General features: G+C 72.8%; 15 protein-coding genes. 9 read left to right on the top strand and 6 right to left on the bottom strand.

Annotated features, from left to right (window positions below; genetic code table 11):
* The first annotated feature begins 5 nt into the window (after window positions 1-5).
* Complete coding sequence (locus ACFYYW_RS08565) at window positions 6-1748, top strand: gamma-glutamyltransferase family protein (RefSeq protein ID WP_387646554.1); 1743 nt, start codon at window positions 6-8, stop codon at window positions 1746-1748.
* 216 nt (window positions 1749-1964) lie between these two features.
* Entirely contained in the window at window positions 1965-2651 is a 687-nt protein-coding gene (locus ACFYYW_RS08560; RefSeq protein ID WP_387646551.1) for a glycoside hydrolase family 25 protein, read from the top strand.
* Here the strand turns inward: ACFYYW_RS08560 and ACFYYW_RS08555 are convergent.
* Window positions 2645-4099, bottom strand: a complete 1455-nt coding sequence (locus ACFYYW_RS08555) for a flavin-containing monooxygenase (RefSeq protein WP_387646548.1) — start codon at window positions 4097-4099, stop codon at window positions 2645-2647. The two genes, ACFYYW_RS08560 and ACFYYW_RS08555, sit on opposite strands and share 7 nt — an antisense overlap.
* A gap of 193 nt (window positions 4100-4292) precedes the next feature.
* The gene (locus ACFYYW_RS08550; protein WP_352322646.1) at window positions 4293-4466 is read right to left on the bottom strand and encodes a hypothetical protein; all 174 of its coding nucleotides are present in this window, start codon (window positions 4464-4466) and stop codon (window positions 4293-4295) included.
* Between the two features lie 106 nt (window positions 4467-4572).
* Here ACFYYW_RS08550 and ACFYYW_RS08545 point away from each other — a divergent pair, with 106 nt between their 5' ends.
* Entirely contained in the window at window positions 4573-5355 is a 783-nt protein-coding gene (locus ACFYYW_RS08545; RefSeq protein WP_352322645.1) for an SURF1 family protein, read from the top strand.
* A gap of 2 nt (window positions 5356-5357) precedes the next feature.
* A complete protein-coding gene (locus ACFYYW_RS08540) occupies window positions 5358-5669 on the top strand; it encodes a DUF3817 domain-containing protein (protein ID WP_352322644.1) in 312 nt (103 codons plus the stop codon).
* A gap of 25 nt (window positions 5670-5694) precedes the next feature.
* On the opposite strand, the gene ACFYYW_RS08535 is transcribed toward ACFYYW_RS08540, so the two are convergent.
* The 4 genes from ACFYYW_RS08535 to ACFYYW_RS08520 all read right to left on the bottom strand — a co-directional run bounded on the left by ACFYYW_RS08535 (window position 5695) and on the right by ACFYYW_RS08520 (window position 9374).
* Window positions 5695-5886, bottom strand: a complete 192-nt coding sequence (locus tag ACFYYW_RS08535; RefSeq protein ID WP_352322643.1) for a hypothetical protein — start codon at window positions 5884-5886, stop codon at window positions 5695-5697.
* 105 nt (window positions 5887-5991) lie between these two features.
* Complete coding sequence (locus ACFYYW_RS08530; RefSeq protein ID WP_387646543.1) at window positions 5992-7416, bottom strand: glycosyltransferase family 39 protein; 1425 nt, start codon at window positions 7414-7416, stop codon at window positions 5992-5994.
* A complete protein-coding gene (locus tag ACFYYW_RS08525; protein ID WP_387646541.1) occupies window positions 7413-8480 on the bottom strand; it encodes a protein kinase in 1068 nt (355 codons plus the stop codon). Before ACFYYW_RS08525 ends, ACFYYW_RS08530 begins: the two co-directional genes overlap by 4 nt.
* 39 nt (window positions 8481-8519) lie before the next feature.
* Window positions 8520-9374, bottom strand: a complete 855-nt coding sequence (locus ACFYYW_RS08520) for an arylamine N-acetyltransferase (protein ID WP_387646539.1) — start codon at window positions 9372-9374, stop codon at window positions 8520-8522.
* Between the two features lie 72 nt (window positions 9375-9446).
* On the opposite strand from ACFYYW_RS08520, the gene ACFYYW_RS08515 reads away from it, so the two are divergent.
* The 5 genes from ACFYYW_RS08515 to ACFYYW_RS08495 are packed head-to-tail and all read left to right on the top strand — an operon-like array spanning window position 9447 to window position 16549.
* On the top strand, window positions 9447-10130 hold the full coding sequence (locus tag ACFYYW_RS08515; protein WP_387646537.1) for a response regulator transcription factor: 684 nt from the start codon (window positions 9447-9449) through the stop codon (window positions 10128-10130).
* Window positions 10127-13501 carry a DUF4153 domain-containing protein gene (locus ACFYYW_RS08510; RefSeq protein WP_387646534.1) on the top strand — a complete coding sequence of 1125 codons (3375 nt, stop codon included), beginning with the start codon at window positions 10127-10129 and terminating at the stop codon, window positions 13499-13501. Before ACFYYW_RS08515 ends, ACFYYW_RS08510 begins: the two co-directional genes overlap by 4 nt.
* An 8-nt stretch (window positions 13502-13509) precedes the next feature.
* Entirely contained in the window at window positions 13510-15039 is a 1530-nt protein-coding gene (locus ACFYYW_RS08505; protein ID WP_387646532.1) for an amidohydrolase family protein, read from the top strand.
* Window positions 15040-15082: 43 nt separating this feature from the next.
* Entirely contained in the window at window positions 15083-16159 is a 1077-nt protein-coding gene (locus ACFYYW_RS08500) for an alanine racemase (protein ID WP_387646529.1), read from the top strand.
* Between the two features lie 9 nt (window positions 16160-16168).
* Complete coding sequence (locus ACFYYW_RS08495; protein WP_352349473.1) at window positions 16169-16549, top strand: Rid family detoxifying hydrolase; 381 nt, start codon at window positions 16169-16171, stop codon at window positions 16547-16549.
* The last annotated feature ends 7 nt before the right edge of the window (window positions 16550-16556 follow it).

Raw genomic sequence — 16556 nt, 5'->3', positions numbered from 1 at the left:
ACACCATGCGCCGTGTGATCTTCTCCGCAGCAGCAGTCCTCATCTCACTCCTGCCCGCCGCGCCCGCGTCGGCGGGCCCCCACGCGTCGGCGGGCCCCCAGCAGAAGGCCCCGGTCGCCGAGGGGTACGGAGGCGCCGTCGCCACCGTCGACCTCGACGCCAGCAAGGCCGCGATCTCCGTGCTGAGACGCGGGGGCAACGCCGTCGACGCGGCCGTGGCCGCCGGAGCCGTGCTCGGGGTGACCGAGCCGTACTCGGCCGGCCTGACCGGCGGCGGCTTCATGGTGTTGTACGACGCCAGGCAGCGCAAGGTCGTCACCATCGACGGCCGCGAGACCGCCCCGCGCGCGATGACCGCGTCCAGCTTCGAGGGCATCCCGTTCGACGAGGGCGTCACCAGCGGCCTGTCGGCGGGCGTGCCCGGCACGCTGGCGCACTGGGACCTGGCCCTGCGCCGGTTCGGCACGCTCTCGCTCGGCCAGGCGCTCCAGCCCGCCATCGAGGTGGCCTCCCGCGGCTTCGTCGTGGACCAGACGTTCCACGACCAGACCGCCGCGAACGCCGGCCGCTTCAAGGACATCGCCTCGACGGCCCGGCTCTACCTGCCGAACGGCGCCCCACCGCCGGTCGGCTCGGTGTTCAAGAACCCGGAGCTGGCGAACACGTACCGGGAACTGGCCCGGCGCGGCCCCGGCTGGCTGTACGGCGGCGGGCTCGGCGCGGAGATCGTGGCCACCGTGAAGAAGCCGCCGGTCACCCCCGGCAGCACCCGCAACGTCAGGCCCGGCCTGATGGAGCTGTCGGACCTGCGGGACTACCGCGCCCTCCTGCGCGAGCCCACCAAGATCTCCTACAACGGCATGGACGTCTACGGCATGGCCCCGCCGTCCTCGGGCGGCTCGACCGTCGGCGAGGCGCTCAACATCCTCGAAGCCCTGCCCAAGGTGGGCCTGCACGAGTACCTGGAGGCGTCCAGGCTGGCCTTCGCCGACCGCAACGCCTACGTCGGCGACATCCCCGGCGTGCCGCTGCGCGAGCTGCTGTCCGACGGGTTCGCCAAGGAGCGCGCCTGCCTGATCGGCGACCGGGCCCTGACCAGCCCGGTCGCCCCCGGCAGCCCCGACGGCACGTACGGCGCCTGCGCCACCCCGACCGGCACCGCGACCCCGATCGCGGACGAGGGGCCGGAGACCACGCACCTGGTCGTCGCCGACCGCTGGGGCAACGTGGTCGCCTACAACCTCACCATCGAGTCGACCGGCGGCAACGGCATCGTGGTGCCGGGCCGCGGCGTGCTGCTCAACAACGAGCTGACCGACTTCACCTTCGGCCCCGCCCCCGGCGACCCCAACCTGCCCGGCCCCGGCAAGCGGCCGCGCTCGTCGATGGCGCCCACGCTGGTGTTCGACCACGGCAGGCCGGTGCTGGCCGCGGGCTCGCCGGGCGGCTCGACGATCATCACGACCGTGCTGCAGATCCTGGTCAACCGGTACGAATTCGGCATGAGCCTGCCCGACGCGCTCGCCGCGCCGCGGGCCACGCAGCGCAACACCGCCCAGACGCAGGCCGAGCAGGCGTTCCTCGACAAGTACCGGACCGAGCTGGAGGCCAAGGGCCACGGCTTCGTGCTGAACCCGGAGATCGGCGCGGCCACGGCGCTGGAACTGCGCGGCCACGGCCTGGTCCAGGCCGTCGCCGAGCCCGTACGGCGGGGCGGCGGCAGCGCCCTGGTCGTGAACCCTCGCTAGCGCGCACGGCGGCGGCCCCCCGCGGGCCGCCGCCCTCGCCGGGAGTCTCGGCTTGACTCCGGCATGAGGGAATGTTTGCCCAGGTCACGGGGTTGTAACGGCATCGCGACGCGCCATGCCGCCGGGCGGAACCGCCTGCCGCAGCCCATCAGCCGCCGTCGCGGCATCCCGACAGACACCCGTGGGCGGCTGCCGCCTGCCCTCAGGAGGAACCCCGTGAAGCCGAACGTCAAGAAGCTGTACGCGAGCGCCCTGCTGGCCGTCACCGCCGCCGTGTCGGGCCTCGGCCTGACGTCCGCCCCCGCCCACGCCGACGGCCTCACCTACGGCCAGGACGTCTCCAACTACCAGCCGGACCACGACTGGGCCGCCAGCGGCGCCGCGTTCGGCATCGTCAAGGCCACCGAGGGCGTCACCCGCGTGGACGCCTCCTTCGCCCGCCACTGGGCCGACCTGGGCGGGAAGGGCAAGGTGCGGGGCGCCTACCACTACGGGCACCCGTCGAACGACCCGATCGCCGAGGCCGACCACTTCCTGTCCGTGGTCGGCCGGCAGCCGGCCGCCAAGGGCGACCTGCTCGCGCTCGACCTGGAGAGCGCCGACGGCCGGTCCGTGACCGAGGTGAACGCCTGGGCCAAGAAGTGGCTGGCGCACGTCCAGGCCAGGACCGGCGTCACGCCGCTGTTCTACAGCGGCTGGAACTTCGCCGACGAGTACGGCCACGGCCTCCAGCGGTACCCGCTGTGGGTGGCCCGCTACGGCAAGGGCCCCGGCCAGGTGACCGCCCCCGCCGACTGGAAGACCTGGACCATCCACCAGTACGCCGACGCGCCGGTGGACCAGAACGTCTCCGCGCTCACCCCCGTCCAGCTCAAGGCGCTGGGCCGCATGAGTCCTCAGTAGATGAGCTCGTACGCCTCCGGCCGCACCTTCCGCGTACGGGCCCAGTACTCGAAGGTGAAGCCCGGCCAGATCGTCCGGTTCACTCCGTGCTCGTCCAGATACCAGGAGCGGCAGCCGCCCGCGTTCCACACGAGCGGGTCCAGGCGCGCGCGCAGCCGGCGGTTGAAGGCGTCCTGGGCGTCCTTCCTGACGTCCAGCGCCCTGGCCTGGGTCCTGGAGATCAGGCGCAGGCACTCGATGACGTAGCGGACCTGCGACTCGATCATGAAGACGACCGAGTTGTGCCCGAGGCCGGTGTTCGGGCCGAGCAGGAAGAACAGGTTCGGGAAGCCCGCGGTGGTGATGCCGTGGTAGGCCTCTATGCCGTTCTGCCAGGCGTCCTGGATCTTCAGGCCGTTCCGGCCGGTGATGCGCTGCTCGTGGAGGGCCTCGACGACCTTGAAGCCGGTGCCGTAGACGATCACGTCGGCCGGGTGTTCCTCGCCGGTCTCGGTCACGATCGAGCGGGGCCGGATCTCGGCGATGCCGTCGGTGACGAGGGTGACGTCCGGCCTGGTCAGGGCCGGGTAGTAGTCGCTGGAGATCAGCACGCGCTTGCAGCCGATCGTGTAGTCGGGCGTCAGCCTGCGGCGCAGGCCGGGATCGGGCACCTGCGCCGCCAGATGCCTGAGCGCCAGCGCCTCGTGTGCCTTCATCAGGCGCGGGTGCACCGCGAAGCCGAGCGCCCGGCTCTCCAGCGCCCAGTAGACGGCCGCGCGCAGGGCCCGCGCCATGCCCGGCAGGGCCAGGACGCGCCGGGCGGCGGGGGAGAAGGCGAAGTCGGGCTTGGGATGGATCCACGGCGGCGTGCGCTGGAAGACGGTCAGCTCGCGCACCCGGGGGGCGAGCTGGGGGACGAACTGGACGGCGGAGGCGCCGGTGCCGACGACGGCGACGCGCTTGCCGGTGAGGTCGACCGAGTGGTCCCATTCGGCGGAGTGGAAGGAGGGGCCGGCGAAGGATTCCCTCCCCACAATTTCCGGAAATTTCGGGATATGGAGGGCGCCGATGCCGGAAACGATGGCGTTCGTCCGCATGGTTGCGCCGTCGTCCGTGGTGACCGTCCAGTTCCGGCGGTCGTCGTCGTACTCCAGGGACGTGACGTGCTTGTTGTAGCGGATGTGGGGGGTCACTCCGTACTTGTCCGCGCACGTGCGTACGTAGTCCCGGATCTCGGCCTGCGGGGCGAACATCCGCGTCCAGCCGGGGTTGAGCTCGTACGAGTAGGAGTACATGTGCGACGGCACGTCGCACGCGCACCCGGGGTAGGTGTTGTCCCGCCAGGTGCCACCCAGGTCGGCGGCCTTCTCCAGGATCACGAAGTCGTGGTAGCCCGCCTCCTTGAGCTTGATCGCCATGCCGATCCCGGCGAAGCCGGTGCCGATGATCACCACTCCTGGCTCAGCCACTGAACCTCCTGACCGGCTCGATGTCCGGTGTATTGGACATGTCGTCCAATGTAGTCAGCCGCTGGCTGCCGGTCCAGGGGGTGTCCAGATATGAGCCCGCCAAACCGACTGGCCGGTATGTCCAGCATGTGCGGAAACGGCAAAGACCCGCCACGGCGTCGGGGCGGGTGGGGTGACCGTATGCGGTTGGGTGTTAGCGGAGCAGCAGGAAGGCGGCGACGCCGATGATCACGACGGCCACGGCGACCGCGAGGATCGGCACCAGCGGCGACTTCTTGGGGGCCGCCGCGGCCTCCTGCTCCTGGCGCTGTGCGAAGGCGCGGAACTGCTGGGTGTTGCCCGCGGGATCGATATGCTGGTCAGACATGGCCAGCAGCCTAGCGCCATGACATGGTCCATTTGCACCCCTTTGCCACTACCTATAGGCATGGGCTGATGAGGGGACCACTCCACCCGGCGGATAGCTTTGAGGCATGCTCCGGACCCTGCTCTCACCCCGCGTCGTGGGGCTGCATCTGCTGACGATCGGGGTCCTCGTCGCCTTCATCCTGCTCGGCCGCTGGCAGCTCGGCGTGTTCCAGGACTCCGGCAAGCCGCACGCGGCCGTCGATCCGGCCCCCGTGGGGGTCGCCACGCTGGCCCAGGTGGGCGGGCAGATGGACGGCGAGGCCGTCGGCCGCAGGGTCGCCGCCGAGGGCACGTACGAGGCCGCCCGGCAGCTCCTGGTCGCCGACCGGCGGCCCGACGTCGACGCGCCCGGCGGCAACGTCTCACGCGGCCACGGCTACTGGGTGCTCACCCCGATCAGGCTCGACGACGGCACGCTGATGCCGGTCGTGCGCGGCTGGGCGGCCGGCGCGGACGATCCGGGCGTCGCCGCCGTGCCGCAGGGCCGGGTCACGGTGCACGGGCGGCTGCGGGGCCAGCAGGGCACCGACAGCGTCCAGCGGCGAGCCGAGGGGCTGCCTCCGGGGCAGGTGCAGACCGTGTCCACCGGCGAGCTGATCAACCTGTGGGCCGGTCAGAAGCTGCGGACCGGCTTCATGGTGGCGCAGCCGCCGTCCGGCTCGCTCACGCAGGTGAAGATCCGGCCGCCGGAGGTCGGCGGCACGCTGACCTGGCGTAACCTGGCTTATGCCGCAAACTGGTGGATCTTCGCTGGATTCGCCGTCTTCATGTGGTTCCACTTCGTACGCGACGCCGTACGGGCGGATCGGGACCGCGACAAGTCCCCCGAGATGGTTCTGGAAGGTTAACGGTGGAATCGGCTCTCAAGCCCTTCCGGGTGCTCGCCTACGTGGTCGGCGTCATGCTGCTCATCCTGTGCGTCGCGATGGTGCTGCGCTACGGCTTCGGCGCCGCCGAGCTGTCGAAGATCGTCGCGCCCATCCACGGCGGCCTCTACATGATCTACCTCATCACCGTCATGAATCTGGGCATGAAGGCGCGCTGGAGCTGGCCGTACATGCTCGGGGTCATGCTCGGCGGCACGGTCCCGTTCCTGTCGTTCTACGTGGAGCGCAGGGTGCACAGCCGGGTGCGGTCGGAGCTGAGCGCGGCGAGGGCCTGACGACCCCCGCCGCGGCCCGCGGGCCTCAGCCGCCGATCCCGCGCCTGCGGGCCCGCTTGAGCCGCTCGCGCTGCGACGGGTCGAGCATGAGGTAGCCGACCACCGGCGCCGCGACCGCGCCGAGCACCACCAGCAGGGTGATCCAGCCCGGCAAGAAGATCAGCGAGAGCAGAACCGCGGCGCCTGCGCCGATGACGTACTTCTGAACTGGCGACATCCCTGGCTTCCTCCGAACGCGGAGCCCGCGCCCCGCCTCTCCCACATTCTGCGTCGCCCGTCCAACGAGTGGACCCGTGCCTGAGGTTCCATGACGCGATGTATCTCAATTGTTGCGGGACCAGAGGGTGAGGTGGATCGAGCCGTAGGTGCGGGTCTGTCCTGGGACGAGCGTTCTTTTGAGGGTGCGGTAGCGCTCGTCGTCGGCGTACTTCGTCCCGATCCTGGGGGAGATGAGCCAGACCCGGTCCACGCCCTTCAGGGCCGCGTCCAGTTCGGCGGCCGTGCGCGGGCCGGGCGCGCCGGGCGCGCGGGTGAGGTCCGTCAGGCGCTCGTACGGGGCGCCGTACACGGCCACGAACAGCCGGAAGCGCTGCGGCACGAACAACACCCGGTCGCCCGGACGTTCCTCCGCGGCCAGCGTGGCGGCCAGCGTACGCAGGTCGTCGGGACGGGCGGCGGGCTGCCTCATCGCCGCCTGCGCGGGGAACACGAGCACGGCGAACAACGCCAGGACGGCGACCGGCACGGCCCGCCACCGCACCCCGGCCAGGCCGATCCCGGCGAGCAACGCCAGCAGCGGCACCGCGAAGAGCACGTAACGCGGATGGTAGACGGGCTGGACCTGGGAGATCGTGAACGACAGCGCCACCGGCAGCACCGCCCACACCGCCACGGCCGGGGCGCGTACGGCTCCCCACACAGCGGCGGCGAACAGCACGACCGCGCCCGCCCCCGCGACCTCGCCGGGGAAGGCGGCCAGCTCGGCCCAGCCGGGGGTCCTGAGCCAGAACACCTGGGCGTCCCGCTGACCGGCGGCCAGGACGAGCAGCGGCACGAGCGCCGCCCCCGCCGCGCCGACCGCGACCGCCGAACGCACGACGGCGGGTATCGGGTTCGCGGTGAGCGGGCGGCGGAGGGCGGGCAGCCAGGCGGTGAGCAGGTGGGCGGGGACGAGCAGCAGGGCGTACAGGTGCAGCCAGCCGAGCAGGGCCACGCTCGCGCCGTAGGCCGCGCAGACCCCCGCGCCGGGACGGTCGAGCAGCTTGACCAGGAGCCACGTGGACAGCACGGCGACCGCGCTCACCAGGGCGTACGAGCGGGCCTCCTGGGCGTACCGGGCGGCGATGGGGGTGAGGGCGTACAGCAGACCGGCGTACAGGCCGGCGGGGGTGCCGGCCAGGCGGCGGCCCAGGGCCGCGACCCCGAGCGCGGCGGCCGTGAAGGCGAGCACCGAGGGCAGGCGGACGGCGATCTCCGGCGGCCAGGGAAGCGCGGCGAAGGGCCGTAGGAGCAGGTAGTAGAGGGCGTGGACGGCGTCGAGGTCGGCGAGGAAACGGCGCAGCTCGCCGAACGGCATGCGCGCGACCAGCGCGCTGACCGACTCGTCCCGCCACAACGACGGCACCGACAGCCCCCAGAACCCGGCCGCCGCGGCGACGGCCGCGGGCACGACCGGCCACCACCGGCCGGCGTTCCGCGTGGGGGCGCCGGCGCCGGCGAGGCGCGGCAGGACGGGCGCGCCGGTCACCGGCGCGGGCCCATGACCGCCCGCAGCTCGTGCCGGAGGACTTCGGGGGCGGGACGGTCGGCCGGATTGCCCGACAGGAGGCGCACCAGGACGGGAGCCAGCGCCCCGGCCCGCGCCAGCGACGCCCCCGGCGCGGGCGGCACCCCCTCCACGGCCATGAACAGGGTGGCGCCCAGCGACCACAGGTCGGCGGTCGGGCTCGCCACCCCCTCCGGAGCCGTGTACGCCGGGACGGTGCCCGACCGCAGCGGCGCGACCAGCGTGGCCCGCCCCTGGTCGGAGATGAGCACGCCGCTCGGCTGCACCGCCCCGTGCCGGCCGCCCATGGCCTGGAGCTGGTCGAGCAGGGCGAGCCCGATCTCGGCCACCTCGGCGGGCGGGAGCGGTCCAAGGGCGCGGACGACCTGGTCGAGCGGCTGGTCGAGAGCCAGCCGCTCCAGCGTCTCGCGGACCACCTCCACCGGCGGCGACCCGGCGGGATGCAGCATGGCGCGGATCAGCGACCGCAGCGGGTCGGCGCCCTCGGCGGGCACCTGGCCGGGCGGACGGCCCTCGACGGCGAAGTGCAGCGTGGCCGCCAGCGACCACAGGTCGGCCGAGGGCCGCATGCTGAGGCTCGGCACCCCGAACCCGGTGAGCACCGCCCTCCCGGTGCTGGTCAGCAGCACGTTCCCGGGGCTGACCTGCCCATGGACGATCCCGGCCGCGTGCGCCACGGACAGCGCCGACAACACGCAGACGCCCATCCTGGCCACCTGGACGACGGGCAGCGGCTGCCGGGCGCGTACGGCCTGCTCCAGCGACACCCCCGAGACGAACTCCATGACCAGCCAGGGCACCCGGTCCTCGACCAGCACGCCGAGCACCCGGGCGATCGAGGCGTGCCGCAGCCCCGCGGCCCGGCGCGCCTCGTGCAGCGCGGACTCGCGCAGCTCGGGCGGGATGCGCAGCTCCCTGACCGCGACGTCGCGGTGTTCCGTCTCGTCGAAGGCCAGCCGTACGGACCCCGCGCCCAGGGGGTTGAGCAGCCGGTAGCGCCCGGCCAGCTTCCTGGTCTCAGCCATGTCGAGTGCACGATAGCGCTCGCCCGGCCCGCCCGGCCATCACGCGGTCCGGCCGGTCAGCCACGCCTCGTGGGCGTCGTGCAGCCTGCTCCAGAGCCGCTCCGCGTCCTGGTCGGTCAGGTCGTCGAAGGTCAGCGAGAACACGTCGGCCAGCGCCGCGAAGTAATCGCGCGCCGTGTCCAGGGTGATCGAGTGGCTGCCAGCGCCGACGCGGGTCAGGACGAGCCCGCGCAGCGTGTCCACGCCCGAGGCGTCGCGCCTCTGCACGACGGCGGTGCGCACGAACCCCGACGACGGCGACGTCGACAAATGGTTGTGCATATCAGCGAAGGCGGACATCTCTGTTGGGGTCCGCTCGAAATCCATCCCTACGAACGAACCGCTCGGGTCATGGTCGAACCGCCATCCGCCGGGCGCGACCTGCGACGGCCGCAGGACGTACGTGAACGGCCCCTGCCGGTACGCGCCCGCGACCAGCGGCAGCGGCTCGTGCACGCCGTCCCCGAGGCCGAGGTCGGCCAGCCACTCGCCGCCCGGGTTGTCGTGGCTCGGCAGGCCGCGCACGGTCAGCACGAGGTGGTTGCCGGTGACGCCGGGCTCGCTGCCGGGGTTCTGCACGCCGCCGACGTGCCTCGTGACGTCGTAGCCGAGGCTCCTGATCAGCTCGGAGAAGGCGCCGTTCAGGTGGTAGCAGTAGCCGCCGCGGCCCCTGATGATGCGCTCGGCGGACTCGACGGGATCGAGGGAGGTGGGGCGGCCGAGCCAGATCTCCAGCGCCTCGTAGGCGACCTTCTCGACGTGCGCGACGTGCAGCGCGCGCAGGCCCTCGGCGCTCGCGGGGGCGTCTATCAGGTGGGACAGGCCCAGACGGCTGAGGTAGCCAGCGGTGTTCACGCGGCAAGTCTGCACCAGATGTGCACAAATTATGGAGTGTCGTCTGCACAGCGCACTTCTAGGCTTTCGTGCGTGGCAGAGCAGCGGCGCGTCCTCGTGGTCGAGGACGATGTGACGATCGCCCTGGCCGTGCGGAACAGGCTGGCCGCCGAGGGTTTCGACGTCCGGGTGGCGGGCGACGGGCAGGACGCCCTCGTCCAGTACGGGAAGGCGGAGCCCGATCTGGTGATCCTCGACCGGCTGTTGCCCGGTCTGGACGGGCTTGAGGTGTGCCGCAGGATGCAGGCGGCGCGGCCGGTGCCCGTCCTCATGCTGACGGCGCTCGGCGAGGAGACCGACGTGCTGGTCGGGCTGGGGGTGGGGGCCGACGACTACCTGGCCAAGCCGTTCAGCATGCGCGAGCTGGTGGCCAGGATCCACGCGCTGCTGCGCCGGGTCGAGCGGGCGGCCCAGCTCGCCGTCGAGGACACAGTGATCAGGGTCGGCGAGGTGGAGATTGACACGGCCGCGCGCCGGGTGTTCGTGGGCGGGATCGAGGCCCAGCTCACCAGGACCGAGTTCGACCTGCTGCGGCGGCTGGCCGAGCGCCCCGGGCAGGTCTTCGAGCGCGAGCGGCTGCTGTCGGACGTGTGGGGCTTCTCCGAGGCCGCCGCGACCAGGACCGTGGACAGCCACGTCCGGGCGCTGCGCCGCAAGCTCGGCTCCGACGTGGTGCGCACCGTCCACGGCGTGGGTTACGCCCTGGTCCGGCAATGAGGCCGCTCGACTTCCTCGGCCGCATCAAGGTCAAGCTCGGCATCGTCATCGTGCTGGCGGTGGGCACCGCGTTCGTGGTGAACGAAGTCGGGCTCAACGCCGGGTTCACCCGGGACGTCCGGATCGTGGTCGCGGTCATCCTCGCGTTGATCATGGTTCAGGTGCTGGCCATGGGCATGACCAAGCCGCTGCGTCAGATGGCCAGGGCCGCCCAGACGATCGCCAAGGGCAGCTACGGCCTGCGGGTCAGCGCCACCTCGCGGGACGAGGTGGGCGAGCTGGCCAGGGCGTTCAACGCGATGGCCGCCGACCTCGGGGCGGTTGACCGGCAGCGGCGCGAGCTCGTCGCGAACGTCAGCCACGAGCTGCGCACCCCCATCACCGGCCTGCGCGCGGTGCTGGAGAACGTCGTGGACGGCGTCTCCGCGCCCGACCCGGTCACCATGAGGACCGCGCTCGCCCAGACCGAACGGCTCGGCCGTCTGGTGGCCCAGCTCCTCGACCTGTCCAGGCTCGACTCCGGCGTCCGGCTGATCGAGCCCGAGGCCGTCGCGCTGGCGCCGCTGGTCGAGCAGGCCGTGCGGGAGGCGTCGCTGGCCCGCGAGGACGTCACGATCGAGGCGTCGGTGCCCGGCGGGCTGGGCGTGCGGGCCGATCCCGACCTGCTGGCGCAGGTGCTGGCGAACCTGCTGGACAACGCCGTACGGCACAGCCCTCCCGGGGGCGTGGTGACGGTGGCGTGCGGCGCGGAGCGGGACGGGGCTCGGCTGGTGGTGGCCGACCAGGGGCCGGGCATCCCGGAGGCGGCCCGGGGTCGGGTGTTCGAACGGTTCTCCCGGCTGGACGCGGGGCGCGCGGCCGACTCCGGGGGCGCGGGGCTGGGGCTGGCGATCGTCAAGGAGGTCGTGGAGCTGCACGGGGGGTCGATCCGCATCGACGACTGCGCGGGGTGCCGCATGGTCGTCGATCTACCAGGAAGGACGACGATGACGGACACACCGTTCGACACGGGGGCGAACCGAGGCCGAACCGACCACCTGAGGGACCCCCTCCCCCCAGCCACCGCCCCCAACGCGCCCGGCGACGACCACGCCGTCCCCACCCCGCCCCCCTCCGACACCACCCCGCCCCTCAGCACCCCGACGGCCCAAGGCACGACGGCGGCCCAGGGCACGACGGCGGGCCAGGACGCGACGGCGGGCCAGGGCGCGACGGCGGGTCCGGACATGACGGTGGGACAGGGCATCACGGCGGCCCCGGGAACGGCGGCTCGCCCGTCCTCGGCCGAGGACACGCCGCCGCCCGCTTCCGCAACGACGGACCCGGGCCCGCCCGCGGCGTCCGGCACCTCCAGGGAGGTCGGCGTGCCCGCAGAGTCCGCCACCCCCAGAGACGCTGGGACCCCCACAGGGCCAGGGGCCGCCACAGGGGGCGGCATCCCTACGGCGGCCGGCGCGACCATGGAGGCCGGCATCCCGACAGGGGCTGGGGTGTCTGCGGGGGGTGGGGCGTATCAGGGAGCCGGTCCGGCGCAGCCCGCGTCGGCGGGTGCGGTTCCAGCGGCGGTGGGTGGTGGGGGGCTGGCCAGGATGGTCGGCGGCGGGGTTCTCGGGGTGATCGTCGGCTTCCTGGGCGGTCTGTTCGCGGCCGTGCTGGTCTCGATGACCGTCGGCGACGGCCTCGCGCTCGTCACCCTCGTCATGGTGACCGCCCTGGGCGGCGCGCTCGGCATGGCGCTGGGCGCGAGCTCGGTGCGCAGGGCGGCGACCTACCAGGGCGCCGCCTACCAAGGCACGGCGCACCAGAGCGGCGCGGCACACCAGGGCGCCGCCTACCAAGGGGCGGTGGCGGGGCGGGCCGCGGCTTGGGGCGGGGGCGGGGGCGGGGGTGGGCAGGTGTACGTGCCGCCGCCGCTCTTCCCCAGGCCCGAGCTGCCGGCCCCGCCGCGCTGGCTGCTGCCGGCCGCCGCCGGCGCGGGCGTGTTCGCCGCCGTGGCGCTGCCCGACGCGCAGGTCGGGCTGGGGATCGTGCTCGTCGCGATGGTGCTCGGCGCGGCGGCGCTGCCGGCCGTGCTGCGCAGGATGACCCCCTGGACGCTGGCGTTCGGGATGACGGCGTACTGGCTGATCTCCATGACGGCCGTGCGCGACGCGGACTGGCTGGTCGCGGTCCTGCTCATGGCGGGGGCCGGCCTGGGCGCGCTGGCGGTGTCCGGGGCGGGGGCGGGATGGCTGGGCGTGATCAGGGGCGGCATGTCCGTGGTGCTCGCGCTCGGCCCGGTGCCGTGGTTCCTCGCCGGGCCGTTGCGGAAGCTGACCGCCAGGCGGCGGATCCTGCCGGTGCTCGCGGGGCTCGGCATCACGGCCGTGCTGGTGCTGGTGTTCGGGCTGCTGTTCGCCTCGGCCGACGCGGTGTTCGCCGCGTACGTCGAGCGCCTGACCAGCACCCCGGCCTGGGCCGACTCGGTGCCCTTGCGGATCTTCGTCTTCGGGTTCGTCGCCGTGCTGCTGGCCGCGACGGTGCTGGTCGCGCTGCGGCCGGTGATCGACCCGGTCGGTCCCGAGCACAAGTTCGGCGTGAGCAGGATCGTGTGGCTGGTGCCGCTGGTCGGGGTGAACCTGCTGTTCTCGGCGTTCGTGGCGGTCCAGATCAGGGTGTTGTTCGGCGGCGACGGCTGGGTGCTGCGGACGGCGGGACTGACCTACGCCGAGTACGCCAGGCAGGGGTTCTTCCAGCTCGTGGTGGTCAGCGTGTTCGTGCTGGGCATCGTCGCGGTGGCCGGTGGGCTGCTGCGGACCGAGCGCGGCGAGCGCTGGCTGCTGGCCGTCATGCTGGGCGTGCTGTGCGGGCTGACCCTGGTGGTGCTGGCCTCGGCCCTGCACCGGATGAGTCTCTACACCGACGCCTACGGCCTGTCGCGGCTGCGGATCTCGGTGCAGGCGACGGTGTGGTGGCTGGGCGCGCTGTTCGCGCTGGTGCTGCTGGCCGGGGCGGTACGCCTGGCGGGCCGCGGCTCCGGCTGGCTGCCGCGCACGATCGTCCTGGTCACCGGGCTCGGCCTGGGGGCGTTCGCGATGGTGAACCCCGATCTGCAGGTCGCGCAGACCCAGGTCGAGGTGCGCGGCGTGACCAACATGGACTCCGACTACCTGGGCGACCTCGGCGCGGAGGCCGTGCCCGCGCTCGACCGGCTGCCCGAGCCGCAGCGCAGTTGCGTGCTGGCCGACGTGGTCCGCGCCAACGGGCTCGACCGCCCCGACCCGTGGAACGGCTGGAACCTCGCCCGCGCGCGGGCCAGGGACCTGCTGGCCGAGCGGCCCGTCGTCCGCTCGACGACGTGCCCATCGGCGTCCTCGCGCGGCTCTGATTGAATCTTGGTGTGAGGTTCGACGTAGTCATCAGCGGCGGCCGGGTGCTCGACGGCACGGGCGCGCCGCCGTACCGGGCGGATGTGGGCATCGCGGGCGACGAGGTCGCGGCGGTCGGCAGGCTGGGCGGCGCGCAGGCCGGTACGGTGATCGACGCGACCGGCCGGTTCGTCGCGCCGGGCTTCGTCGACTGCCATGCCCACGGCGACGCCGCCGTCTTCGACCCGGCCGTGCAGCTCGCGGCGTTGCGGCAGGGGGTGACCACGTTCGTCCTGGGGCAGGATGGTCTGTCCTTCGCGCCGGGGTCGGCGGAGACCGTCGCCTACGCCTCCCGCTACTTCGCCGCCGTCAACGGCGCCCTGCACGAGGGGCCGCTGAGCGTGGCCGAGCTGCTCGACGGATACGACCGCGCGGTGGCGCTGAACACGGCCTACCTGCTGCCGCACGGCACGATCCGCTACGACGTCCTCGGGCCCTCGCCGGAGCCGGCCTCGCGGGGGGAGCTGGCCGCGATGGTCGAGCGGGTCGAGCGCGGCCTGTCCGAGGGCGCGGTCGGGCTGTCCAGCGGGCTGGAGTACCTGCCGGGCCGTTACGCCGACGCCGCCGAGCTGGCCGCCCTGTGCGCGCCGCTCGGCGGCCTGCCGTACGTCACCCACATGCGGGCCTACGGCGCGAACGCCGGGGTCGGCATGGCGGAGGTCGTGGACATCGCCGGCCGTTCCGGCGCGGCCGTGCACGTCTCCCACCTGCACGGGCCGGCCGACGTGCTGCTGCCGCTGGTCGGCAGGGCGCACGACGACGGCGTCGACCTCACCTTCGACACCTATCCCTACCTGCGCGGCAGCACGATCCTGGCCATGGTGGTGCTGCCGCCGTCCGTGCCGGGCGCCGACACCGACGCGGCGCTGGAGATGATCGCCTCGCCCGAGCTGGACGACTGGTGGGCGGGGCTCGGCGAGGTCTACCCCCGGCTGACCGTCTCCCACGCGCCCGGCCTGGAATGGGCCGAAGGGCTCGCCCTGCCGGACGCCGCGGAGCGGGCCGGCATGACGCCCGCCGCGTTCTGCCGCCATCTGCTGGTGGCGACGCGGCTGGAGGCGGGGTGCGTCTCCGCGCGTCCCGACGAGGGCCCGGCGGGTGAGGAGTCCGTACGCCGGATCCTGCGCCATCCCGCCCACACCGGCGGCTCCGACGGCATCTACGTGGGCGGTCATCCGCATCCGCGCGGGTTCGGGGCCTTCGCCAGGTTCCTCGGCCGGCACGTCCGCGAGCTGGGCGACTGGACGTGGGAGCAGGCGGTCGTGCACCTGGCCTCCCACCCGGCCCGGCGCTTCGGGCTCGACCGGCGCGGGCTGGTACGCCCCGGACACGTCGCCGACCTGGTGGTGTTCGACCCGCTCACGGTGTCGGACCGGTCGACGTACGCCGATCCGCGCACCCCCGCGCACGGCGTGGACGACGTGCTCGTCTCCGGCGTACGGGTGCTGACCGGCGGCGAGCTGACCGGGGCCAACCCCGGACGGGCGCTTCGATCACGCTGATCCCGCCTGGGATAAGGTCGGACGCGGATAAAAGGGGGGTGTCGTGCAGGTGATCCTTGGGCAGTCCGTCCTCGACGGCGAGCTCGGCTTTCCGCTGATGATCGTGCACCGCGACGCGCTGGAGCACAACGTGGCCACGATGGCGGCCTTCGCCCGCGACCACGGCATGGAGCTGGCTCCGCACGTCAAGACGCACATGTCGCCAGAGATCTCCGCGATGCAGCTCGAAGCGGGCGCCTGGGGGCTGACGGTCGCCACGACCCGGCAGGCCAGGATCGCCCGCGGCTACGGCGGCGACCGGATCATGGTGGCCAACCAGGTCGTCGACACGGCCGGGCTGACCTGGGCCGCCGGAGAGCTCGACCGCGACCCCGCCTTCGACTTCCTCAGCTTCGTCGACTCCGAGGTCGGGGTGGACATCCTGGCCCGGCACGCCTCGACCCGGCCGTTCCGGGTGCTGGTGGAGCTCGGGCACGAAGGCGGACGAGCCGGCTGCCGCACGCTCGACGAGCTGCTGAAGGTGGCCGCGTACGCGCAGGAGACGCCCGGCGTCGAGCTGGCCGGCGTCGCCGGGTACGAAGGGGCGCTGAAGAGCGCCGACGAGGTGCGGCGGTACCTGGGCGGGCTGCAGGAGGCCGTCGAGCACGTCCGCGTGCGCAACCCGATCCTCACGATCGGCGGCAGCCAGTGGTTCGACGTGATCGGCCGCGAGCTGGTCACCACGCACGCCAGGATCCTGCTGCGCAGCGGCGCGTACGTCACCCACGACGACGGCTACTACCGGGAGCGCACGCCGTTCAACCGGATGGAGGGCGAGCTGCGGCCGGCTCTCGAGGTGTGGGCGCACGTGTTGTCCACGCCGGAGCCGGGCCTCGCGATCGTGGGCATGGGCAAGCGCGACGCGCCCTACGACGAGGGCCTGCCGGTGCCGCGCCGCAGCGGCGTCACGATCACGAAGATGCAGGACCAGCACACCGTCGTCCGGGCCGACGGGCTCAAGCCGGGCGACCTGCTGGCCTTCGGGATCTCACATCCGTGCACCGCGTTCGACAAGTGGCGCGTGCTGCCGTTGGTGGACCGGGATTACCGTGTCGTCGGCACGATTCACACCGATTTCTAGGGAGATTCCGTGAAGAAAGAGCTCAAGACCACCGAGGGCGCCGCGCCGGTCGGGGCCTACTCCCAGGGGCTCGTGGTGGGCGACTTCGTCTTCACCTCCGGCATGGGCCCGCTCGACCCGCACACCGGCGAGATCGTCGGCGACGACGTGGCCGCCCAGACCCACCAGGTGATGAAGAACCTCGGGGCCATCCTCGCCGCCCACGGCCTGGGCTTCGACGACGTCGTCAAGTCGACGGTCCACCTCCAGAACGTGAAGGAGGACTTCGCCGCCTACAACGAGGTGTACAAGTCGTACTTCACCCAGCCGTACCCGGTGCGGACGACGGTGGGCTCGCAGCTCATGAACATCCTGGTGGAGATCGACTTCGTCGCGCACAAGAGCGCGTAAGGTCTGC

This window comes from Nonomuraea sp. NPDC001831, from assembly GCF_042892035.1.
GTDB lineage: Bacteria > Actinomycetota > Actinomycetes > Streptosporangiales > Streptosporangiaceae > Nonomuraea.
This window is presented reverse-complemented; position numbering and strand designations above follow the sequence as displayed.